Below are 18,400 nucleotides of genomic sequence, written 5' to 3'. Positions count from 1 at the left end.
ATCCTCCATCCCATGCAGAGTATATCTGGGTCCGGCTTACCTAATTCCCATCAGGCGCTGCTTAAAAACCAGCACCTGTTATCCGGTCGGCTGGCTTTGTTGGGGGTCGCATCAGCACACCTGCTTCCAGAACTTTCGGTTAGCGGCCTTGCCATGAGCGAGCACGCGGGTGTTTTTCGTGCGATCGAGCACCATGAAAGCTGGCAGGCCTGCTTTGGTTATGATGACCTGGCGCTGGCTGATAACCGCTACGACAGTGTTGTGGTGTTTTTGCCCAAAGCTCGCGCGGAGCTGGAGATGCGCTTGGCTTTGGCGCGCTCGCTGGCAGTAGAAAATGCTCGACTGATACTGGTCGGCGAAAAAAAGGAAGGTATTGCCGGCGCCATCAAACAGCTTAAAGCGGTTGCCCCGCAGGCTTCCAAGGTCGACAGTGCTCGCCACTGCCAGGTCTGGTGTGCAGAAGCGATTGAGTCGGCGCCCGGGTTTCGGGTTCAGGACTGGCTGGGCTGGAGCAGAATCGAGTGTTCGGGAGTATCCATTGACGTTGCCGGCCTGCCGGGGATCTTCAGCCAGGATGGTTTGGATAATGGAACTCGAATGTTGCTGGAAACCTTTTCTGAACAGCCGATTCGCGCTGACCGTTTGCTGGATTTTGCTTGTGGTTCTGGCGTTATAGGCGCCTGGATTGAAGCCTGGCAGGCAGCGCGGGAAACGCCTGTTGCCAGTATCGATGGTGTCGATGTCCAGTCCCAGGCGGTCATCTGCGCACGAGAAACCTATCGGCGCAATAACGTAGCCGGCACCATTTTTGCCTCCGACGGCCTCGCGGGTATTGACGGCCTCTGGCCTGCGATTATCAGCAATCCCCCCTTCCATACCGGTGTGAAAACCGATACGTCCATGACCGAGCAGTTTCTTCAGGACGTGAAACGGCACTTGCAGCCCGGTGGCGAGTTGCGCCTTGTGGCGAACAGTTTTCTGCCTTATGACGCCCTGATCAAACGCCACATTGGGCGCGTCGAACGCTTACGGGAAGACGGGCGTTTTACCGTTTACCGTGCTTTTCGGGGGCAATAACGAAAAAAGCCCCTGGGGTGAGGGGCAAAAGGTTCGCTTCCGGAAAAAACGGAGCTAACCGCGAAAGTGTATAAGGACAGCCCTGCCAATCAGAACCTCCTTAAAGTGAACAAACCGAACAATAGGGTTATTTTCTAGAGTAATCAGCCTAAAATGGCATGTTTTACACGAATTCCCCCTGGATGCCTGATATGACAACCGCTGTGCTGGATTTTCCTGCTGGTAGCCTGATTCTGAGCCGCCCCGGCACCGACGACCCGAACCTGCGCGCCTGGAGTGCTGCCGATGAATTGCTCTTGCAGGAGGCGTGCATCCGTATGGAAGCCGCGCCTGACTCCCGGGTGTTGGTGGTGGATGACCAGTACGGCGCATTGACGCTGGGTTTGTCCCGGTTTGCGCCGGATGTGGTTGCCGACGGCGCTCAGCTCAACGATGCACTGGCGGTGAATGCGAGGCAGAACCCGGGCACTGTGGCGCCGGCGCAGATATACAGTTGGCTGCAGCCACCTGATAAAGCTTATGACCTGATACTGCTGAAGATTCCGCGGGAAGTCGACTATCTGGCCTGGCTGCTACGCTGGGCCAATGGTGCTCTGAAGCCTGATGGGGTCATACTGGCAGCCGGAATGATCAAACATCTGCCAGATCGCAGCGTCGACGTTTTCGCTGCCGCGGTGGAAGTTCGGAGCGTGGGCCGTGCCGAAAAAAAGGCCCGCATGATGACCTGTGGCCGCGGTGAGGCCAGGATCGACGGCTGGCCTGGCGCCTGGAAGGGTTATGAGTTGGATTGCGGGTTTGCAGGCAGAGACCTGCGTGTCGAAGCCATGCCCGCCGTATTTGCGCGGGAGAAACTGGATGTTGGCACGCGGTTGATGCTGCCCCACGTTAGGTCTGCATTGAAACCATGTGCCTCAGGCGCTCAAGTGCTGGATCTGGCCTGTGGGAATGGTGTTCTCGGGCTGAACGCGTTGGCTGTGCAGTCGGAAATCGAGATCACCTTCAGTGACGTGTCCAGTCAGGCAATTCTGAGTGCCCGGCGTAACACGGAAGCGGCATTCCCCAAGGCCAAGGCCTGGTTCCTGCACGCGGACGGCCTTCCCGGCGACAAGGGTCCGTTTGAGCTTATCCTGTTAAATCCACCCTTTCATGAAGGCGGTGTAGTGGGTGGCCATATTGCCTTGAGGCTATTCGACCAGGCGTCACAGCGCCTGTCTGAAACCGGTCGCCTGATTATGGTTGGAAACCGGCACCTCGGTTACCACCGCAGCTTGCAGCGGTTCTTCCCGCACGTCCGTCAGTTGGATGCCAGCCCCAAGTTTGTCGTCTTCGAAGCCTGGCGCGGCTGAATACCGAGTCTTTTTACAAAGACGAAGCAGGGCGGTCGTAGCCCAGTCGCGCCAGTGTGTCGACTATGGTTTGTGTCTGGCTGTCGATTTCGATGTTCACCGTCGTGCCTTCTTCTATTACGCCGAAGGTTGTGGCTCGTAAGGTTTCCGGAATCAGGTGTATGTTGAACCGGTTTCCGTCCACTTGACCAATGGTCAGGCTGGCGCCGTTGATCGCAATATAGCCTTTCGGGAAAATGTACCGAGCCCATTGATCCGGAACCTCAAACCAGATAATCACATTGTTTTCCGGGCGCAGTATCTCAACCACGTTTGCGGTTGTGTGTATGTGCCCTGAGAGCAAATGGCCGCCAATTTCGTCTCCGATCCGCGCTGCCCTTTCAAAGTTGACCGCATCTCCGGGTACCAGGCCGCCGAGTGTTGTCCGTCTCAGGGTTTCCTGCATGGCGTCAAAAAACAGTGCGTTACCGGCCTGGCGCGTAACCGTAAGGCAGGTGCCATTGATAGCGACCGACGCGCCAATGTTTACGCCTTCTGTTTTACTGTCCGGCAAACGGATTGCAAAGGTACTCAGCCCCGTGGCAGCGGTGACACCTTCAACAACAGCAATACCCTGAACAATACCGGTGAACATAAGCAGGCCTATATAGGGAGCAATAACAGAAGGGAAGGATAACGAGCAAGGTTGCTATTGCCAAGCGTGAGGGGCGGAAAATGCTATGGTGAAAGTCATGATTCAAGATTTGAGCAAGACTGCCGATACAATTTTTAACAGATTCTTTTACTAGAGGCTCCATAACGCATTGGACAGACTGCCATGGCCCAGAATCAGGATACCGCAGAAGCTATAAAAGGAGCCGCACAGGGTGCTGTACTACGCCCTGGGCGGTCGGCTGACCCCGTACCTGCCCAGCCAGATGCAAGCTCTGCAATCAAGGCTGTCCCTGTACCTTCGTCTCAAAACGAGGACGTTACGACCACCGGGGTTGGTGGTGCTCAGCCCGGTACTGAGTCGGTGGATGGTGTTGGCGCGACTGAAGATGCAGGGCCGGTGCAGGCAGAATCCCGTCAGCGAACGCTGAGACTGATTTTGCGCCAGTGTGATCGTGTTTTGCTGATGGACTTCGATCTGTTGGCAATGAACGACTGGCCTGATAACTTCAGTGTTGCGTCAGCACGCCGCAGCCGTGATCTTTGGGTGTTCACTGCGCTAGTGGCGGCCACCGTATTTCTCAGTGGGTTGACAGGTGCTGTGCCCGCCTGGATTGCCGGGGGCGGGTTTGGTGCATTTGTTATCATTCTGCTTTTGGGTATTCCAGCCGTGCGCCGGATTTACACTGCGGAGCCTTCCTACCTGGATTTGCTGATCAAGCGCCAACGCATGATGCGGGATGCACGGAAGCACGCCGAACATCTTGAAGGCAAAGAGGGGCTGATCTGGCAGTGTATCCGTATGGCAGAGTTTAATCCCGCCCTGAAAAATAGCCGGTTCAGCCGTCTTCTGCGCTTGTCGGAACAGAAAGTTCTGCCCCGGGCTCTGTCCCGCCGGGAACATATAAGGCTCTATCTGATTTATCTTCTTGAAGCGGAAAAGGCTTACGGGAGGGTTCAGGTGGCGTTTTTCGAAGGTAATCAGGAAGCCATCGACCGCAGTTGGCAAAAGGCGGTTGCTGAGCCTGAGCGCCGGGCTTGACATAGATGTGCGTCAAACGTATGTTTCAAACAGACGTTTGCTAGAGGCACTGAAAACAAAATGGCCCAGTCAGATACTGTTGACCGAATTCTTGATGCCGCAGAAGAGCTGTTCGCTGAACGTGGTTTTTCAGAAACTTCACTGCGTATGATCACCAGCAAGGCCAGAGTAAACCTGGCGGCTGTGAATTACCACTTTGGCTCCAAGAATGCGCTGATTCATGCGGTCTTTGCCCGTTTTTTGACTCCGTTTTCAGCGACGCTTGAAAACGCATTTGATGAGCTCGAAGCGCGTTGCGACGGTAACCCACCAACTTTGAATCAGACCCTTTGGGCGCTTACTGAAAGTGCTGTTCGCATGCCTCAGCGCAATGAGAAGGGTATATCGATTTTCATGCGGTTGCTCGGGTTGGCTTATACCCAGTCGCAAGGGCATTTGCGCAAGTTTCTTGAACTGGAATACGGCGAGCCGTTCAGCCGTTTCATGCGACTGTTAAAGGAAGCCACGCCTCAGCTCTCGGCCGTGGATCGTTACTGGCGCATCCAGTTCATGCTCGGTGCTACAGCGTTTACCATGTCCAGTAGCGATGCCCTTCAGGACATTCTCCGTAACAAGCTGGGCGTAGAGACTACGGTTCAGGAAATTGCCGCACGCCTTGTTCCCTTCCTTGCAGCAGGCATGCAGGCGCCCGATGCTCTGCTTGTTCCTCCTGCATCAGGCAAGATCCCGGTTGCCTGACTTGCATCCTCTCGGTTAGGCTTCCTCCTGAATCCTGGAGGGAGCCCGACCCGTTGTGACCCACCACAACCTCAGTGCCAGTTCAATTGACATCAGCCTGGAAGGCCAAAGCCTTGCGCTGCTCGATGCAGGCGGGGGCGTAATCGTTCGTTATCCTGTTTCCACTGCGCTTTATGGTGAGGGTGAGCAGGATGGCAGTGGTTGCACCCCGAGAGGTGAGCACTACATACGCGCCATGATCGGTTCCGGGCTCCCAGCCAATACTGTGTTCCGTGCTCGTCGGCCAACCGGCGAGATCTATAACCCGGAACTTGCCGCCAGCCATCCAGGCCGCGACTGGATCCTGAGCCGCATCCTCTGGTTATGCGGTCTGGAACCGGGGAAAAATCGCGGTGCCGGTGTCGACACCTTCCGCCGTTTTATATACATACATGGCACCCCTGACACAGAGCCCATGGGACTGGCGCTTTCCCATGGCTGTGTTCGTATGCGCAATGCCGATGTTATTGAACTGTTTGACCATGTTCGGCCGGGTATGCCGGTTACGATCCGTTGAAACCAGATTGTTAACAAAGATTAGAGGAATTCGATGATAGGCGAAATGATGTCCACGCTGAATGGCTGGATCGAGAATTTTGGTGTGCTGTCTGAAGCATGGCGCGTGAGTATTGTGGTATTCGCGCTAGTATTTGGCACGGCCACTATCGCCTACATTGTCGGCCATGTCATAGGCACATTGGAGCGCCGATTCGCCAAAACTCAAAATATCTGGGATGACGCACTGCTTCATGCTGCCCGCTCACCGGTGGTAGCGTTTGTTTGGCTTCAGGGTGTGTACTGGGCTGCTGAGGTCGCCCATCGCTACTCGTCAGCCGAGATCTTCAAAGCCAACGAAACGGTGCTCAAGGTCGGCTTCATTTATATCTTTGTCTGGACTTTGCTCAGGGCGGTAAAGGCAATAGAGAGCATCCTTATCTCTCCGGTAAAAATGAAGAAGCCTATGGATTACACCACCGTTAACGCGGTGAGCAAGCTTTTGCGAGCCGTGGTGATTATTACCGCTGTGCTGATCAGCTTGCAGTCTCTGGGCTACAGCATATCGGGTGTGCTTGCTTTTGGTGGTGTGGGCGGTATCGCTGTGGGTTTTGCGGCCAAGGATCTGTTGGCTAACTTTTTCGGCGGTTTTATTATCCATCTCGACCGACCGTTCAAGGTCGGAGACTGGGTGCGCTCACCGGATCGCAATATTGAGGGTACCGTGGAACACATCGGATGGCGGCTTACCACTATCCGGACATTCGACAAGCGCCCTCTCTATGTACCCAATGCCACGTTTACAACCATCGCAGTAGAAAACCCTTCGCGCATGACCAACCGGCGTATTTCCGAGATCATTGGCATTCGCTATGCGGACGTCAGTGAGATGGCAACGATTGTTGCAGATATCCGCTCGATGCTTGAAGAACACGAAGACATTGATAGTAAGCAAACGCTGATTGTGAATTTTCTTGCTTTCAACCACTCGTCGCTGGACATCATGGTTTACGCTTTCACCAAAACGACCCAATGGGTTCGATACCATGAGGTGAAGCAGGATGTGCTGCTGAAGATCAGCGACATTATTGTCGGCCACGGCGGCGAGGTAGCCTTCCCGACGCAAACCTTGCATATCAGCGATGATAGCTGCCTTTCAGAGCGCGAAAACAATCGCGACAGCCAGGAAGGCGATGAAGAGGGGCGTGATCGAAAACAGGCGTCGCGAAGCAGAGGAGACCGTGCCAGGCGCGAGCGTAGCCGTCGCCACGACACCCAGGCGGGTGACGAAGGCGAGCAGTCTCTGGAGGCCGGATATGGAGAAGAGGGTGGTGATTGATGTCTGAAATCAGCGGTGCCATTGGCATTATTGGCGGTACCGGCCTGACGACCCTGTCAGGCCTCGAGATTGCGGGGACGAGAACCGTCGAAACACCCTGGGGCACGCCATCATCCGAATTGACCGAAGGGCGACTTGATGGCCAGACTGTTGTGTTTCTGTCCCGGCATGGCAATCCTCACAGAATACCGCCTCATGAAGTGAACTATCGGGCGAACATTAAAGCCCTTTATGACGCCGGCGTACGCACCGTCATTGGGGTGAATGCGGTGGGTGGGATACACCCTGATATGGGCCCTGCAAGCGTGGTTATTCCAGAGCAGATCATTGACTACACCTGGGGCAGGGCAAGTACGTTCTTTGAGGGCAATCTGGATAAAGTAACCCATATCGATTTCACTTGGCCTTACGACCAAAGCGCGCGTGACATATTGATTCAGGCAGCTGCCGCTCACGATGTCGTGTTCTCAGGGTTTGGTGTTTATGGCGCAACCCAGGGGCCGAGGCTTGAAACAGCGGCCGAAATACGGCGTATGGAGCGCGATGGGTGTGATCTGGTAGGAATGACCGGCATGCCGGAAGCCGCTCTGGCAGCCGAGCTGGGGATGCGGTATGTGTGCCTGGGTCTGGTGGTGAACTGGGCGGCGGGGAAGTCCGACCACATCATTACTATGGAAGAAATCGAAGCGGCCATCAAGCAAGGCATGTCTGGTGTCAGACAGATTCTTGAAGTCTCGATGACCGGTCTCGGGACCCTTACTACTTTGCCTCAACCTTCTTGAAGAATACAAGAACGCCGATGGTGGGGGAGTCCAGAAAATGGATTTCCCCACTCCGCATCCGGCGGGTTTCGCGGATCCAGGTGAGTAGCTCCAGTGGTACTTCAGGCCTCAGCGTCAGCTCTGATGCAGGAGCCGAGGTAGAGACAGGGATGGCTTCCTGAGGCTCTGCTGAGCTGTCTTGAGTTATTCCCTCAGCAGCAACCTTTCCTTCCTGCCAGTGGTTCAGGTGAACCGCAACGTGCAGATAGCGTTGCCGGTCAATCGTGATATTTCCTTCGATGGCTCTCTGGCCGGCCTGTTGCAGCCAGTCTCCAATTTCAACGCGTAGTGGTTGGCCTTTGTAGTCTGGTGGGAAGGCTTCGTACCAGCCTGCCGACATGAGTACTCGGTATTTGCCGCTTCGTTCCAGTCTGTTGGCCGCGTTCCCGAGGTGAAGCTCGTTGCGTGACACGAGTTTGAGGGAAGAACGAGTCGTTCCGTCGCCAGTGACCCGATAAAGGATCTCGTTGGTATCCACCGGTGCTGACACTTTACGGTTAACCATGCGCTCATTCACCGCAGCCGGGTCGACGATGCGCTCCAGAATCACAAACTCTGCCCGGTAATAGTCGTCGGGCGTTTGCTGCGCGTAGCTCACCATGGCAGTTGTAAGCAGAAAACCCGTCAATAGTGTGTGGGCCAATAGCCGGTACAAGCGATTACCATCAGTCTGCAAGAGGTTGCTCCAGTTTTATTCAGGCCCTTTTTTCAGGCGATATTTAGGCGGTAGCGGCGCTTGGTGCAGGCACCAGTTCGCTCAGCATCCCGGAAATGCCGTCGAGTTTACCACTGGTTGAGGCGTCCTTCAGCCGAAAACGAAAGCTGTTGGCGCCCTCAAGGCGATAGGTGTCCGGCGCAGATTGCATCTTCTTAACCAGAATCAGCGGATCCACGGGGGTGGAGCTGCCGAATTCAATACGCGCCCACTCCTTGCCAGCGTCCACTTTCACGATGCCCAGGGCTTCTGCCTGGAGCCGGAGCTCTGTTTGCCGGACAAGGTTTTTTGCCGGTTCCGGTAATAATCCGAAGCGGTCAATCATTTCAACCTGAAGTTCTTTTAATCCATCGCGGTTGCTGACGCTGGCAATACGCTTGTAGAGCATCAACCGGTTGTGAACGTCTGGCAGGTAATCCTCCGGAATCAGTGCTGGTATCCGAAGGTTCATTTCTGTGCCGTGGCTCAGGGGCAGCTCTGCATTGGGTGTGCGACCTTCACGAATGGCTTTCACCGCTTCGTCCAATAGCTGCATGTACAGGGTAAAACCGATGCTTTCTATCTGTCCGCTCTGTTCGTCGCCCAGTAATTCACCGGCACCTCGAATCTCCAGATCGTGAGTTGCCAGCATAAACCCGGCGCCGAGATCCTGCGCCTCGGAAATGGCTTCCAGTCGCTTTTTGGCATCCGCTGAAATCGCTTTTGGCGGAGGTGTCAGCAGATAGGCGTAAGCCTGGTGGTGGGACCGGCCAACGCGGCCGCGCAGCTGGTGCAACTGGGCAAGGCCGAATTTGTCAGCGCGTTCAATAATAATGGTGTTGGCGCTTGGAATGTCGATACCTGTTTCGATGATCGTAGTGCACACCAGCACGTTGAAGCGCTTGTGGTAGAAGTCCGACATGATCTGCTCAAGCTGTCTCTCTCGCATCTGGCCATGGGCCACACCCACGCGCGCCTCGGGAACCAGGCGCCGCAAATCCTCTGCGGTTTTCTCGATGCTCGCCACATCGTTGTGCAGGACATACACCTGACCACCACGCAGAACCTCACGCAGGATGGCTTCTTTGACCATCGGCTGATCGCGCTGACGCACAAAGGTTTTCACCGAGAGCCGTCGGGCCGGTGGTGTCGCGATGATGGAAAGATCTCTCAGGTGGCCCAAGGCCATGTTGAGCGTTCTGGGAATAGGTGTCGCGGTGAGGTTCAGCATGTCTACTTCCGCGCGCAGAGCTTTGAGCTTTTCCTTCTGCCCGACGCCAAATCGGTGTTCTTCATCAATAATCACAAGCCCCAGGTTTTTGAACCGAATATCGCCCTGAAGCAGCTTGTGCGTGCCAATGACGATATCGGCTTTGCCGCTTTCTGTGGCTTCCAGCGCCTTGCTGGTCTGGCTGGCACTTCGAAAACGGCTTAGCAGTTCGATACTGACCGGAGTATCCGAGAAGCGGTCACGGAAGGATTCGTAGTGTTGTTGGGCCAGCAGCGTTGTGGGCACCAATACAGCGACCTGCTTTCCCGACCAGGTCGCCAGGAAGGCGGCGCGCATGGCGACTTCGGTTTTGCCAAAGCCGACATCGCCGCAGATCAGCCTGTCCATGGGCTTCTCATTGGTCATGTCTTCGAAGACGGCCTGAATAGCAACCTGCTGATCGGGCGTCTCCTCAAAAGGGAAGCCTGCTGCAAAGGCGCGATAGGCTTCCTTTGGATCTTCGAAGGCGAATCCTTTGCGGGCTTCTCGACGCGCGTAGACGTCCAGGAGCTCGGCGGCGGTATCGCGGATTTTTTCCAGGGCCTTTTGTTTGGCAGTGCTCCAGCGGTCAGTTCCCAGCTTATGCAGAGGTGCGTGTTCTGTGTCTGCGCCGGCGTAGCGGGATATCAGGTGCAGGCCGGAAACAGGCACGTACAGTTTTGAGCCGCCGGCGTATTCGAGCATCAGAAATTCGCTCGATTCACCTTCTACGGTGATTGTTTCCAGACCGAGGTAGCGGCCAACGCCGTGATCGATATGCACAACGGGTGAGCCGATTCTCAGCTCGGACAGGTCGCGATAGCCGTCGTCATTGAGCTCTGTGGGCTTCTCACGGCGTCTGCGCTGCAGCACACGCTCGCCAAACAGGGCAGTTTCAGTAATCAGGGCCAGATTGTGGCCGGGTAATACCAGCCCCTGCTCCATGGGAGCAATGGTGATGCCCAGTGTGCCGCTGTCATCAGCCAGGAAGTCCCGCCAGTTTTCGAAACCTTGTAGCTGAAGCTGGTGCTCTCCCAGGTTTTCAATCAAGGCCTCGCGTCGGCCTGAAGACTCGGCGCAAATCAGCACGCGCCCGGCAAAGTCCTGTATAAAGCGCTTCAATCGGCCGGCAGGGTCGGCAGCCCGTGCATTCATGGCGATATCCGGCAAAGCCTCGCTGGCGCAATTCACGGCGCCACCGCCTTCTGCCGTCTCCGGCGTCATGGTTACCCGCGGGAAGCCTTTGAGCTGACCAAACAGTTCATCCTGCTGCAAAAACAGGCTGGCGGGCGGAAGAATCGGCCGGTGCCGGTCGTGGCGGCGGTCTTCATAGCGATTGCGGGTTTCGGCATCAAAATGACTGACCGCTTCGTTCAGGCCTTCGGCCGTAACGACGTGGGTGGTGCCTGGCAGGTAATCAAACAGGGTGGCGGTCTGGTCGAAAAACAGCGGTAAATAGTATTCAATGCCCGGGGGCGTAATGCCATGAGTCACGTCCTGGTAGATGGGCGCGTTTTTATCCGCGTTTGGAAACTGCTCGAACCAGCGCCCACGGAAGCCGGAACGGGCTTCCTTGTGCCAGGGGAATTCATAGGCCGGGAGAAGTTCGATGCGCTCAATGCGGTCGATGGAACGCTGCGTTTCCGGGTCGAAGGTACGAAGGGTTTCGACTTCATTATCAAACAGATCAATTCGGTAGGGCAGGTTCGAGCCCATGGGGAATATATCGAGTATGGATCCGCGAACGGCGTACTCACCATGCTCATAAACGTTTTCGGCGTGCCGGTAACCTGCGGTTGCCAGTTGCATACGCCAGTTGTCAATGTCCAGAGACTGGCCTGTCTCAAGCAACAGAGTGTTACCCTGGAGATAGTTTACCGGGGGCAACCGGTGCATCAGGGTTCTGGCGGGTACCACGATAACCCCATGTTGGATCCCGGGCAGTCGGTGCAAGGTGCGGATGCGCCGCGAGGTAATATCCTGATGTGGAGAAAACAGATCGTAAGGCAGGGTTTCCCAGTCAGGCAGCGACAAAAGTTCCAGGCCATCCTCTGTAACTGTCGCTCCATCTTCCTCGGGTGGCAAGCCCAGGAAAAACCGCATGGACTGCTCCAGCCGGATCGCATCGGCGGTGCTGCGAGTAATCACCAGTGTCAGCCCTTTGTGGGCCCGCGCGCTTTCACAAATGGCGAGGGCATCACTGCTGCCATGCAATTGTCCCCAGGTGCGGTTATCGCCCGGTTTCTCGGGAAATTGCGGCGCAATCAGTGTTTGCAGTGACGCGGGAGTCTGGGCACCTTGGTTCATGGGCAGTCGTTTTCTCCTGCATTTAGGTGTTGGGGAGACTTGAGGGAGCCGGTGTGGCGGCTATTCTAACGTTCACAGATGGCGGTGTCATGGCGGCAGTTGTACGATGTCCGTGCCAGTTCGTATTTGCCGTTGGTCGGTTTAAGTTGGATAATGCCCGACCTTAATTATTCCACGTGCGAAACACAGGGGTCCCTACCGTGAGTCACGAACAGATGAACCAGTGCCTGTCTAACTGGATGGACAGAGAATCTATCGCAGAGGCTATGATTCCGCTTATTGGCCGCCTCTATCGGAAAAATAATGTAGTCACCTCCGTCTACGGTCGCGCCATTATCAATCAGTCGGTTATCGATATTATTCGCGCTCACAGATACGTGCGTCAGGTGGAACAAAGTGAGCTGTCTGTGCACGACACGCTGCCTCTACTGCAAGCCATGGATCAGATGGATCTCGGGCGCGCGCACGTCGACATCGGTAAGCTGGCGGTAAAATTCAAGGAAGAGGGTGGCGATCTGGCCGAGTTTCTGAAAAAAGAAATCGGACCGGTGATTGGCCAGTATTCTTCCCAGTCAGAAGAAGATGCCAGCAACGGCACTAAAGACGTTGTGCTTTATGGCTTCGGGCGTATCGGGCGCCTGCTCGCGCGCATCCTGATTGAAAAGGCAGGTGGTGGCAATAACCTCCGCTTGCGAGCGATTGTGGTTCGCCAGGGTGGCGCCGAAAACGATCTGCAAAAGCGCGCCAGCCTGCTGCGTCGCGACTCTGTACATGGTCCTTTTGATGGCACCATTCGCGTCGATGAGAAAGAGTCTGCGCTGATTGCCAACGGTAACTTCATCAAGGTGATCTATTCAGACGGCCCGGACAAGGTGGATTACACCCAGTATGGCATTAACAATGCCATCGTAATTGATAACACCGGTATTTGGCGTGACGAAGAGGGCTTGGGCCTGCATCTCAAGTCCAAGGGCGTGAGCCGCGTTATGCTGACGGCGCCGGGCAAAGGCGATATCAAGAACATCGTTTACGGCATTAATAACGACTGGATTACCGACGAAGACAAGATTTTGTCAGCCGCCTCATGCACCACCAACGCCATTACTCCGGTTCTGAAAGCAATTTACGATGAGTACGGCATTGAAGACGGCCATGTTGAGACTGTGCACTCTTACACCAACGACCAGAACCTGATCGATAACTACCATAAAGGCAGTCGCCGTGGCCGGAGTGCCGCGCTGAACATGGTAATTACCGAGACAGGAGCGGCAAAGGCGGTCTCTAAAGCGCTTCCTGAACTGAAAGGAAAGCTCACGGGGAATGCTATCCGGGTGCCTACGCCGAACGTTTCCATGGCGATTCTGAACCTCAATCTGAAGAAAGAGGTTGATGTAGAAAGTGTCAATGATTACCTGCGTGAGATGGCTTTACACTCTGAGCTGCAGAAGCAGATCGATTTTGTGAACTCTCCGGAAGTGGTGTCGACAGATTTTGTTGGCTCACGTCATGCCGGTATTGTTGATGCCCAAGCCACGATCGCCGCGGGCAAGCGCTTGATTCTTTACGTATGGTACGACAACGAATTCGGGTACAGCGCGCAGGTGATCCGGGTTGTAAGCCAGATGGCGGGTATCAACTATCCCATCTTTCCGAAGCGCGCACGCGACTGAAATCAGTGCGTCAGAATTGGCACTGGCAGTTCCAAAAACCCGGCGCCGGAAGTCGCCGGGTTTTTTGTTAACGGCGACTGGCCACTACGGGATTACGTTCCGGTACAAACCTGTTCTCGTTTCAGGTGGAAATAGCTTGCCTTAGACACTATAATTGGCGCGATTTTGGGTATGTCTGTCCCCCCGTTTCTCAACTGTTTCTGGGCCGCAGGGGGCGGGCGATACAAATGCATAGAATAGTTTCTGATGATTGGATGAGGCTAATGATCAAGATCAAAAAAGGCCTGGATCTTCCCATCAGCGGCGCTCCCGAACAGACCATCACAGACGGCAAGCCGGTTCGCCATGTTGCGCTAATCGGTTTTGACTATATCGGCATGAAGCCGACGATGGCTGTAAAAGAAGGAGACCGTGTCAAGCGCGGTACGCTGCTGTTCACGGACAAGAAGACCGAAGGCGTTCGTTATACATCACCTGCCGCTGGCGTGGTGAAAGAAATCAACCGCGGTGAGCGTCGGGTTTTTCAGTCAATTGTCATCGAAATCGATGGTGACGAGGCCGAGACCTTTGCCCGCTTCAGTGACTCGGATCTGGCTGGTCTGGAACGTCAGCAGGTGGTTGATAACCTGGTTGAGTCCGGTTTGTGGACGGCATTCAAGACCCGCCCCTACAGCAAAGTGCCTGAAATCGACACGGCCCCGCACTCCATTTTTGTTTCCGTTATGGATACCAACCCGCTGGCTGCTGATCCCACTCTTGTGATCGCTGAAAATGCTGCAGCGTTTGAGAACGGCCTGACCATTCTGGGTCGGCTCACCTCTGGCAAAGTGTTCGTCACCGGCCGGCCCGGATCCAACGTGTCCGTGCCAAAAGCCGACAATATCGACGTTCAGCAGTTTGATGGTTTGCATCCCGCTGGAAACGTCGGAACGCACATTCATCACCTTGACCCGGTGTCAGTCTCAAAGTGCGTCTGGACGATTAACTACCAGGACGTGATTGATGTAGGGCAACTGTTTACAACCGGTGAGCTGAATGTTGGCCGTATTGTTGCTTTGGGTGGCCCCAAGGCCCTGAAGCCACGGCTGGTTCGAACCCGTCTGGGCGCCAGCCTTGCCGAGCTTCTCGATGGCGAAGTGGCGACAGACTGCGATGTGCGCGCGATTTCCGGCTCTGTGTTCGGCGGTCGTCGTGGCGAAGGTCCCTGTGAGTATCTTGGCCGTTTTGCCAATCAGGTATCTCTGCTGGAAGAGGGCAACAAGCGCTACTTCATGGGATGGCTGTCACCGGGCGTGAACAAGTTCTCTGTTCTGAACATCTACCTGTCGAAACTTACTGGCGGGAAGCTGTTCGATTTTACGACCACCACCAATGGCAGTGAACGCGCCATGGTACCTGTAGGTGCCTACGAAAAGGTTATGCCTCTCGATATCCTGCCTACCCAGTTGCTACGTGCGTTGATTGTGGGCGATACCGAAATGGCTCAGAAGCTCGGCGCTCTGGAGCTGGACGAAGAAGATCTGGCGCTGTGCACCTTCGTGTGCCCGGGTAAATATGAATACGGTCCGATTCTCCGTGAGAACCTGACCCGAATCGAGATCGAGGGCTAATACGATGGCTATCAGACAGTTTCTCGATGGAATCGAGCATCATTTTGAAAAAGGTGGCAAGTACGAGCGCTGGTATGCTCTGTACGAAGCCGCTGACACCATTTTCTACACGCCCAGTTCGGTAACGTCCACAACTTCGCACGTGCGCGATGGCGTTGATCTCAAACGCATCATGATCACGGTTTGGATGTGTACCTTCCCGGCGATGTTCTTTGGTATGTGGAACATTGGCTTCCAGGCCAACAGCTTTCTGGCGTCCAACCCGGATGCGTTGATAGCTGACGGCGGACTGCGTGCAGCTTTCATACAAGCCCTGGCGGTTACAGGTGCCGGCGCTGGTATCTGGGATAATTTTGTTTACGGAATGGCTTACTTCATTCCTGTTTACGCCGTTACCTTCGTGGTTGGTGGCTTCTGGGAAGTGCTATTCGCCACCGTGCGTCGTCACGAGGTGAATGAAGGCTTCTTCGTAACCTCAATCCTGTTCGCGTTGATTTGCCCTCCGACGATCCCGCTTTGGCAGGTCGCTCTGGGTATTACCTTCGGTATCGTGATCGGTAAGGAAGTTTTCGGCGGTACAGGCAAGAACTTCCTGAACCCGGCGCTGACTGGCCGTGCGTTCCTGTACTTCGCTTACCCGGCGCAGATTTCCGGCGATACGGTATGGACTGCGGTCGACGGCTTCAGTGGCGCAACAGCCCTGAGCTGGGCCGCGAGCGGTGGCCTTGACGCGTTGGAAAGTAATATTGGCTGGATGAATGCATTCATGGGCTCGATTCAGGGCTCGATGGGCGAAACCTCCACGCTGGCTGTACTTATCGGTGGTTTGATTCTGGTCGGCATGCGAATTGCCAGCTACAGGATTGTAGGTGGTGTTCTGATCGGCATGATCGGCATGGCCGTTTTGCTGAACCTTGTCGGTTCTGAAACCAACCCGATGTTTGCGATTCCGGCGCACTGGCACCTGGTTATGGGTGGCTTTGCCTTCGGTATGATGTTCATGGCGACGGATCCGGTCTCTGCGGCAATGACCAATACCGGTCGCTGGTGTTTCGGGATCCTGGTGGGCGTAATGACCATCCTTATCCGGGTTATTAACCCGGCATTCCCGGAAGGCATTATGCTGGCGATTCTGTTCGCTAACCTTTTTGCTCCGCTTATGGATCATTACGTGGTTCAGGCCAACGTCAAAAGGAGGCTCGCTCGTGGCTAAAGCTAAAGAAACGGTCTCCAGAACGCTGTTTGTTGCTCTGGTACTGAGTATTGTGTTCTCTGTCGTGGTCTCTACCGCTGCTGTCGTGCTCCGCCCGGCGCAGATCAAGAACCAGAACCTGGATATTAAAACCAACATCCTGTCTGCCGCGGGAATGCTTCCCCAAGGCGCGGGTGCCGAAGAGATCGAAGAGGTCTTCGCGCAATTTGAAGTGCGCCTGGTGGATCTGGATACAGGTGACTATGTAGAGCCGTCTTCCGTGGATGTAAAAGATCCCATGAAGTACGACATGTACAAAGCGGCTTCTGATCCCAAGATGTCCACCAAGATTCCTTCTTCGGAAGACAAGGCGGGTATCAAGCGTCGTCCCAACATCGCCAAGGTTTACACCCTGAGCGAAAACGGGAACCTGAAGCGTGTGGTGTTGCCAATTCATGGTTACGGACTCTGGTCCACTCTTTACGGCTTTATGTCCCTTGAAGGGGACCTGAATACCATCGAAGGTCTCGGTTTCTATGCTCACGCAGAGACACCTGGTCTTGGCGGCGAAGTGGATAACCCGCGCTGGAAATCCCAGTGGGCAGGTAAAGAGCTTTACGGTGAAGATAAAACCGAACCCCAGATCCGCCTGATGAAGGGTGGCGTAGGCGCTAACACCCCTGATAAGGAACACAAGGTTGATGCGCTCTCAGGTGCGACGCTGACGAGCCGTGGCGTTCAGCAATTGGTTAACTACTGGATGGGTGACCGGGGTTACGCACCGTTCCTCAAGAAACTTCGTGAAGGGGAGGTCTGATCATGGCCGAAGTAACTGCCAAACAGGTTCTTTTCGAACCGATATTCAGTAACAACCCGATCGGTCTGCAGATCCTTGGTATCTGTTCAGCGCTTGCGGTAACTACCAGCATGAACGTCACCATCGTTATGTGTCTGTCGGTTATTGCGGTTACCGCTTTTTCCAACCTTGCGGTATCGCTGGTTCGTACACAGATTCCGAACAGCATTCGGATCATCGTACAGATGACCATTATCGCCTCCCTGGTCATCGTGGTCGATCAGATACTCAAAGCCTATGCTTACGAAATCAGCAAGCAGCTGTCCGTATTTGTTGGTCTGATTATAACCAACTGTATTGTTATGGGGCGTGCTGAAGGTTTCGCTATGAAGAACGGCCCCTGGCTGAGCTTCCTGGACGGCATCGGTAACGGTATGGGCTACTCGATCATGCTGCTGTTCGTGGCGTTTTTCCGCGAGCTGCTTGGTGCGGGCTCACTCTTTGGTGTAACCCTGCTATCTCCGGTAAACGAAGGTGGTTGGTACATCACTAACGGCTTGCTGTTGTTGCCGCCGAGCGCGTTCTTCATTATCGGCCTGGCGATCTGGGGCTTGCGCACCTGGATGCCCGAGCAGGTAGAAGAGCCGGACTACAAGATGTCTCGCCACACCCATAAGGAGGCCTTCTGATGGAGCACTATATCAGCCTGCTTCTGAAAGCGATTTTCATTGAGAACATGGCGCTCGCGTTTTTCCTGGGCATGTGTACGTTCCTTGCCATTTCCAAGAAAATTGAAGCGGCTACGGGCCTTGGTATTGCCGTTGTTGTTGTTCTGACGCTGACCGTGCCGGTTAACAACCTGATCTACAACAACATCCTTCGCGAAGGCGCCCTGTCCTGGGCAGGTTTGCCTGATGTGGATCTGAGCTTTCTTGGATTGATCACCTACATCGGTGTTATTGCGGCCATCGTTCAGATCATGGAAATGATTCTGGACAAATATATCCCGGCACTATACTCCGCACTGGGCGTTTTCCTGCCGTTGATTACGGTGAACTGCGCGATCATGGGTGCTGCACTGTTCATGGTGGAGCGTGACTATACGTTCAGTGAAAGTGTGGTTTATGGCTTTGGTGCTGGTGTGGGCTGGGCTCTGGCCATTATTGCCCTGGCCGGTATCCGTGAAAAGCTGAAGTACAGCGACGTTCCTGAAGGTCTGCGTGGCCTGGGTATCACCTTCATTACCGTAGGTTTGATGTCCCTTGGCTTCATGTCTTTCTCTGGGATTTCCCTGTAATTCATCCGGTGATTCGGTTTAACGAAAAGGCGAGACC

The 18,400-nt window shown here is 54.8% G+C and carries 16 protein-coding genes; 13 read left to right on the top strand and 3 right to left on the bottom strand.

All coding sequences use genetic code 11. The features are described from left to right. Positions 1 to 12 precede the first annotated feature (12 nt). Together ACN0V1_RS11675 and ACN0V1_RS11670 are read left to right on the top strand one after the other, a co-directional pair. Entirely contained in the window at positions 13 to 1,077 is a 1,065-nt protein-coding gene (locus ACN0V1_RS11675) for a methyltransferase (RefSeq protein WP_417545161.1), read from the top strand. Between the two features lie 191 nt (positions 1,078 to 1,268). Continuing rightward, positions 1,269 to 2,423: a class I SAM-dependent methyltransferase gene (locus ACN0V1_RS11670; protein WP_417545160.1), complete on the top strand. Its 1,155-nt coding sequence runs from the start codon at positions 1,269 to 1,271 to the stop codon at positions 2,421 to 2,423. Positions 2,424 to 2,436: 13 nt separating this feature from the next. Here the strand turns inward: ACN0V1_RS11670 and ACN0V1_RS11665 are convergent, their stop codons facing one another. Next, entirely contained in the window at positions 2,437 to 3,057 is a 621-nt protein-coding gene (locus ACN0V1_RS11665; protein ID WP_417545159.1) for a riboflavin synthase subunit alpha, read from the bottom strand. 183 nt (positions 3,058 to 3,240) lie between these two features. Between ACN0V1_RS11665 and ACN0V1_RS11660 the strand changes: the two genes are divergently transcribed. Genes ACN0V1_RS11660 through ACN0V1_RS11640 form a run of 5 tightly spaced genes read left to right on the top strand, consistent with a single transcriptional unit; the run spans position 3,241 to position 7,509 of the window. Next, positions 3,241 to 4,116, top strand: a complete 876-nt coding sequence (locus tag ACN0V1_RS11660; protein WP_417545158.1) for a hypothetical protein — start codon at positions 3,241 to 3,243, stop codon at positions 4,114 to 4,116. Between the two features lie 60 nt (positions 4,117 to 4,176). Then, positions 4,177 to 4,854 (top strand): TetR/AcrR family transcriptional regulator, encoded by a 678-nt coding sequence (locus tag ACN0V1_RS11655; RefSeq protein WP_417545157.1) that lies wholly within the window; start codon positions 4,177 to 4,179, stop codon positions 4,852 to 4,854. A 55-nt stretch (positions 4,855 to 4,909) separates the two neighbouring features. Next, positions 4,910 to 5,410 (top strand): L,D-transpeptidase family protein, encoded by a 501-nt coding sequence (locus tag ACN0V1_RS11650; RefSeq protein ID WP_417545156.1) that lies wholly within the window; start codon positions 4,910 to 4,912, stop codon positions 5,408 to 5,410. Between the two features lie 33 nt (positions 5,411 to 5,443). Then, positions 5,444 to 6,727 carry a mechanosensitive ion channel family protein gene (locus ACN0V1_RS11645; protein WP_417545155.1) on the top strand — a complete coding sequence of 428 codons (1,284 nt, stop codon included), beginning with the start codon at positions 5,444 to 5,446 and terminating at the stop codon, positions 6,725 to 6,727. Beyond that, the gene (locus ACN0V1_RS11640) at positions 6,727 to 7,509 is read left to right on the top strand and encodes an S-methyl-5'-thioinosine phosphorylase (protein ID WP_417545154.1); all 783 of its coding nucleotides are present in this window, start codon (positions 6,727 to 6,729) and stop codon (positions 7,507 to 7,509) included. Before ACN0V1_RS11645 ends, ACN0V1_RS11640 begins: the two co-directional genes overlap by 1 nt. On the opposite strand, the gene ACN0V1_RS11635 is transcribed toward ACN0V1_RS11640, so the two are convergent. Together ACN0V1_RS11635 and mfd are read right to left on the bottom strand one after the other, a co-directional pair. Further along, complete coding sequence (locus ACN0V1_RS11635) at positions 7,487 to 8,224, bottom strand: CsiV family protein (protein WP_417545153.1); 738 nt, start codon at positions 8,222 to 8,224, stop codon at positions 7,487 to 7,489. The two genes, ACN0V1_RS11640 and ACN0V1_RS11635, sit on opposite strands and share 23 nt — an antisense overlap. 43 nt (positions 8,225 to 8,267) lie before the next feature. Next, positions 8,268 to 11,798 carry a transcription-repair coupling factor gene (gene mfd, locus ACN0V1_RS11630; protein ID WP_417545152.1) on the bottom strand — a complete coding sequence of 1,177 codons (3,531 nt, stop codon included), beginning with the start codon at positions 11,796 to 11,798 and terminating at the stop codon, positions 8,268 to 8,270. 200 nt (positions 11,799 to 11,998) lie between these two features. Here mfd and ACN0V1_RS11625 point away from each other — a divergent pair, with 200 nt between their 5' ends. The 6 genes from ACN0V1_RS11625 to nqrE all read left to right on the top strand — a co-directional run bounded on the left by ACN0V1_RS11625 (position 11,999) and on the right by nqrE (position 18,363). Further along, entirely contained in the window at positions 11,999 to 13,468 is a 1,470-nt protein-coding gene (locus tag ACN0V1_RS11625) for a glyceraldehyde-3-phosphate dehydrogenase (protein ID WP_417545151.1), read from the top strand. Between the two features lie 263 nt (positions 13,469 to 13,731). Beyond that, on the top strand, positions 13,732 to 15,078 hold the full coding sequence (locus ACN0V1_RS11620) for a Na(+)-translocating NADH-quinone reductase subunit A (RefSeq protein ID WP_417545150.1): 1,347 nt from the start codon (positions 13,732 to 13,734) through the stop codon (positions 15,076 to 15,078). Between the two features lie 4 nt (positions 15,079 to 15,082). After that, positions 15,083 to 16,291 carry an NADH:ubiquinone reductase (Na(+)-transporting) subunit B gene (locus ACN0V1_RS11615; RefSeq protein WP_417545149.1) on the top strand — a complete coding sequence of 403 codons (1,209 nt, stop codon included), beginning with the start codon at positions 15,083 to 15,085 and terminating at the stop codon, positions 16,289 to 16,291. Further along, the gene (locus tag ACN0V1_RS11610; protein ID WP_417545148.1) at positions 16,284 to 17,087 is read left to right on the top strand and encodes a Na(+)-translocating NADH-quinone reductase subunit C; all 804 of its coding nucleotides are present in this window, start codon (positions 16,284 to 16,286) and stop codon (positions 17,085 to 17,087) included. Before ACN0V1_RS11615 ends, ACN0V1_RS11610 begins: the two co-directional genes overlap by 8 nt. A 2-nt stretch (positions 17,088 to 17,089) precedes the next feature. Next, complete coding sequence (locus ACN0V1_RS11605) at positions 17,090 to 17,755, top strand: NADH:ubiquinone reductase (Na(+)-transporting) subunit D (RefSeq protein WP_417545147.1); 666 nt, start codon at positions 17,090 to 17,092, stop codon at positions 17,753 to 17,755. Beyond that, on the top strand, positions 17,755 to 18,363 hold the full coding sequence (gene nqrE, locus ACN0V1_RS11600; RefSeq protein WP_072796844.1) for an NADH:ubiquinone reductase (Na(+)-transporting) subunit E: 609 nt from the start codon (positions 17,755 to 17,757) through the stop codon (positions 18,361 to 18,363). Before ACN0V1_RS11605 ends, nqrE begins: the two co-directional genes overlap by 1 nt. Positions 18,364 to 18,400: the final 37 nt, after the last annotated feature.

This window comes from Marinobacter sp., assembly GCF_048266785.1.
In the GTDB taxonomy this organism is placed as follows: Bacteria; Pseudomonadota; Gammaproteobacteria; order Pseudomonadales; family Oleiphilaceae; genus Marinobacter.
This window is presented reverse-complemented; position numbering and strand designations above follow the sequence as displayed.

What these genes read in the sequence shown, in the direction of transcription:
- ACN0V1_RS11645 (WP_417545155.1), top strand. Translation starts at nt 5,444, where the DNA reads ATGATAGGCGAAATGATGTCCACGCTGAATGGCTGGATCGAGAATTTT.
- ACN0V1_RS11675 (WP_417545161.1), top strand. Translation starts at nt 13, where the DNA reads ATGCAGAGTATATCTGGGTCCGGCTTACCTAATTCCCATCAGGCGCTG.
- ACN0V1_RS11605 (WP_417545147.1), top strand. Translation starts at nt 17,090, where the DNA reads ATGGCCGAAGTAACTGCCAAACAGGTTCTTTTCGAACCGATATTCAGT.
- ACN0V1_RS11655 (WP_417545157.1), top strand. Translation starts at nt 4,177, where the DNA reads ATGGCCCAGTCAGATACTGTTGACCGAATTCTTGATGCCGCAGAAGAG.
- ACN0V1_RS11615 (WP_417545149.1), top strand. Translation starts at nt 15,083, where the DNA reads ATGGCTATCAGACAGTTTCTCGATGGAATCGAGCATCATTTTGAAAAA.
- ACN0V1_RS11640 (WP_417545154.1), top strand. Translation starts at nt 6,727, where the DNA reads ATGTCTGAAATCAGCGGTGCCATTGGCATTATTGGCGGTACCGGCCTG.
- ACN0V1_RS11620 (WP_417545150.1), top strand. Translation starts at nt 13,732, where the DNA reads ATGATCAAGATCAAAAAAGGCCTGGATCTTCCCATCAGCGGCGCTCCC.
- mfd (WP_417545152.1), bottom strand. Translation starts at nt 11,798, where the DNA reads ATGAACCAAGGTGCCCAGACTCCCGCGTCACTGCAAACACTGATTGCG.
- ACN0V1_RS11660 (WP_417545158.1), top strand. Translation starts at nt 3,241, where the DNA reads ATGGCCCAGAATCAGGATACCGCAGAAGCTATAAAAGGAGCCGCACAG.
- nqrE (WP_072796844.1), top strand. Translation starts at nt 17,755, where the DNA reads ATGGAGCACTATATCAGCCTGCTTCTGAAAGCGATTTTCATTGAGAAC.
- ACN0V1_RS11670 (WP_417545160.1), top strand. Translation starts at nt 1,269, where the DNA reads ATGACAACCGCTGTGCTGGATTTTCCTGCTGGTAGCCTGATTCTGAGC.
- ACN0V1_RS11665 (WP_417545159.1), bottom strand. Translation starts at nt 3,057, where the DNA reads ATGTTCACCGGTATTGTTCAGGGTATTGCTGTTGTTGAAGGTGTCACC.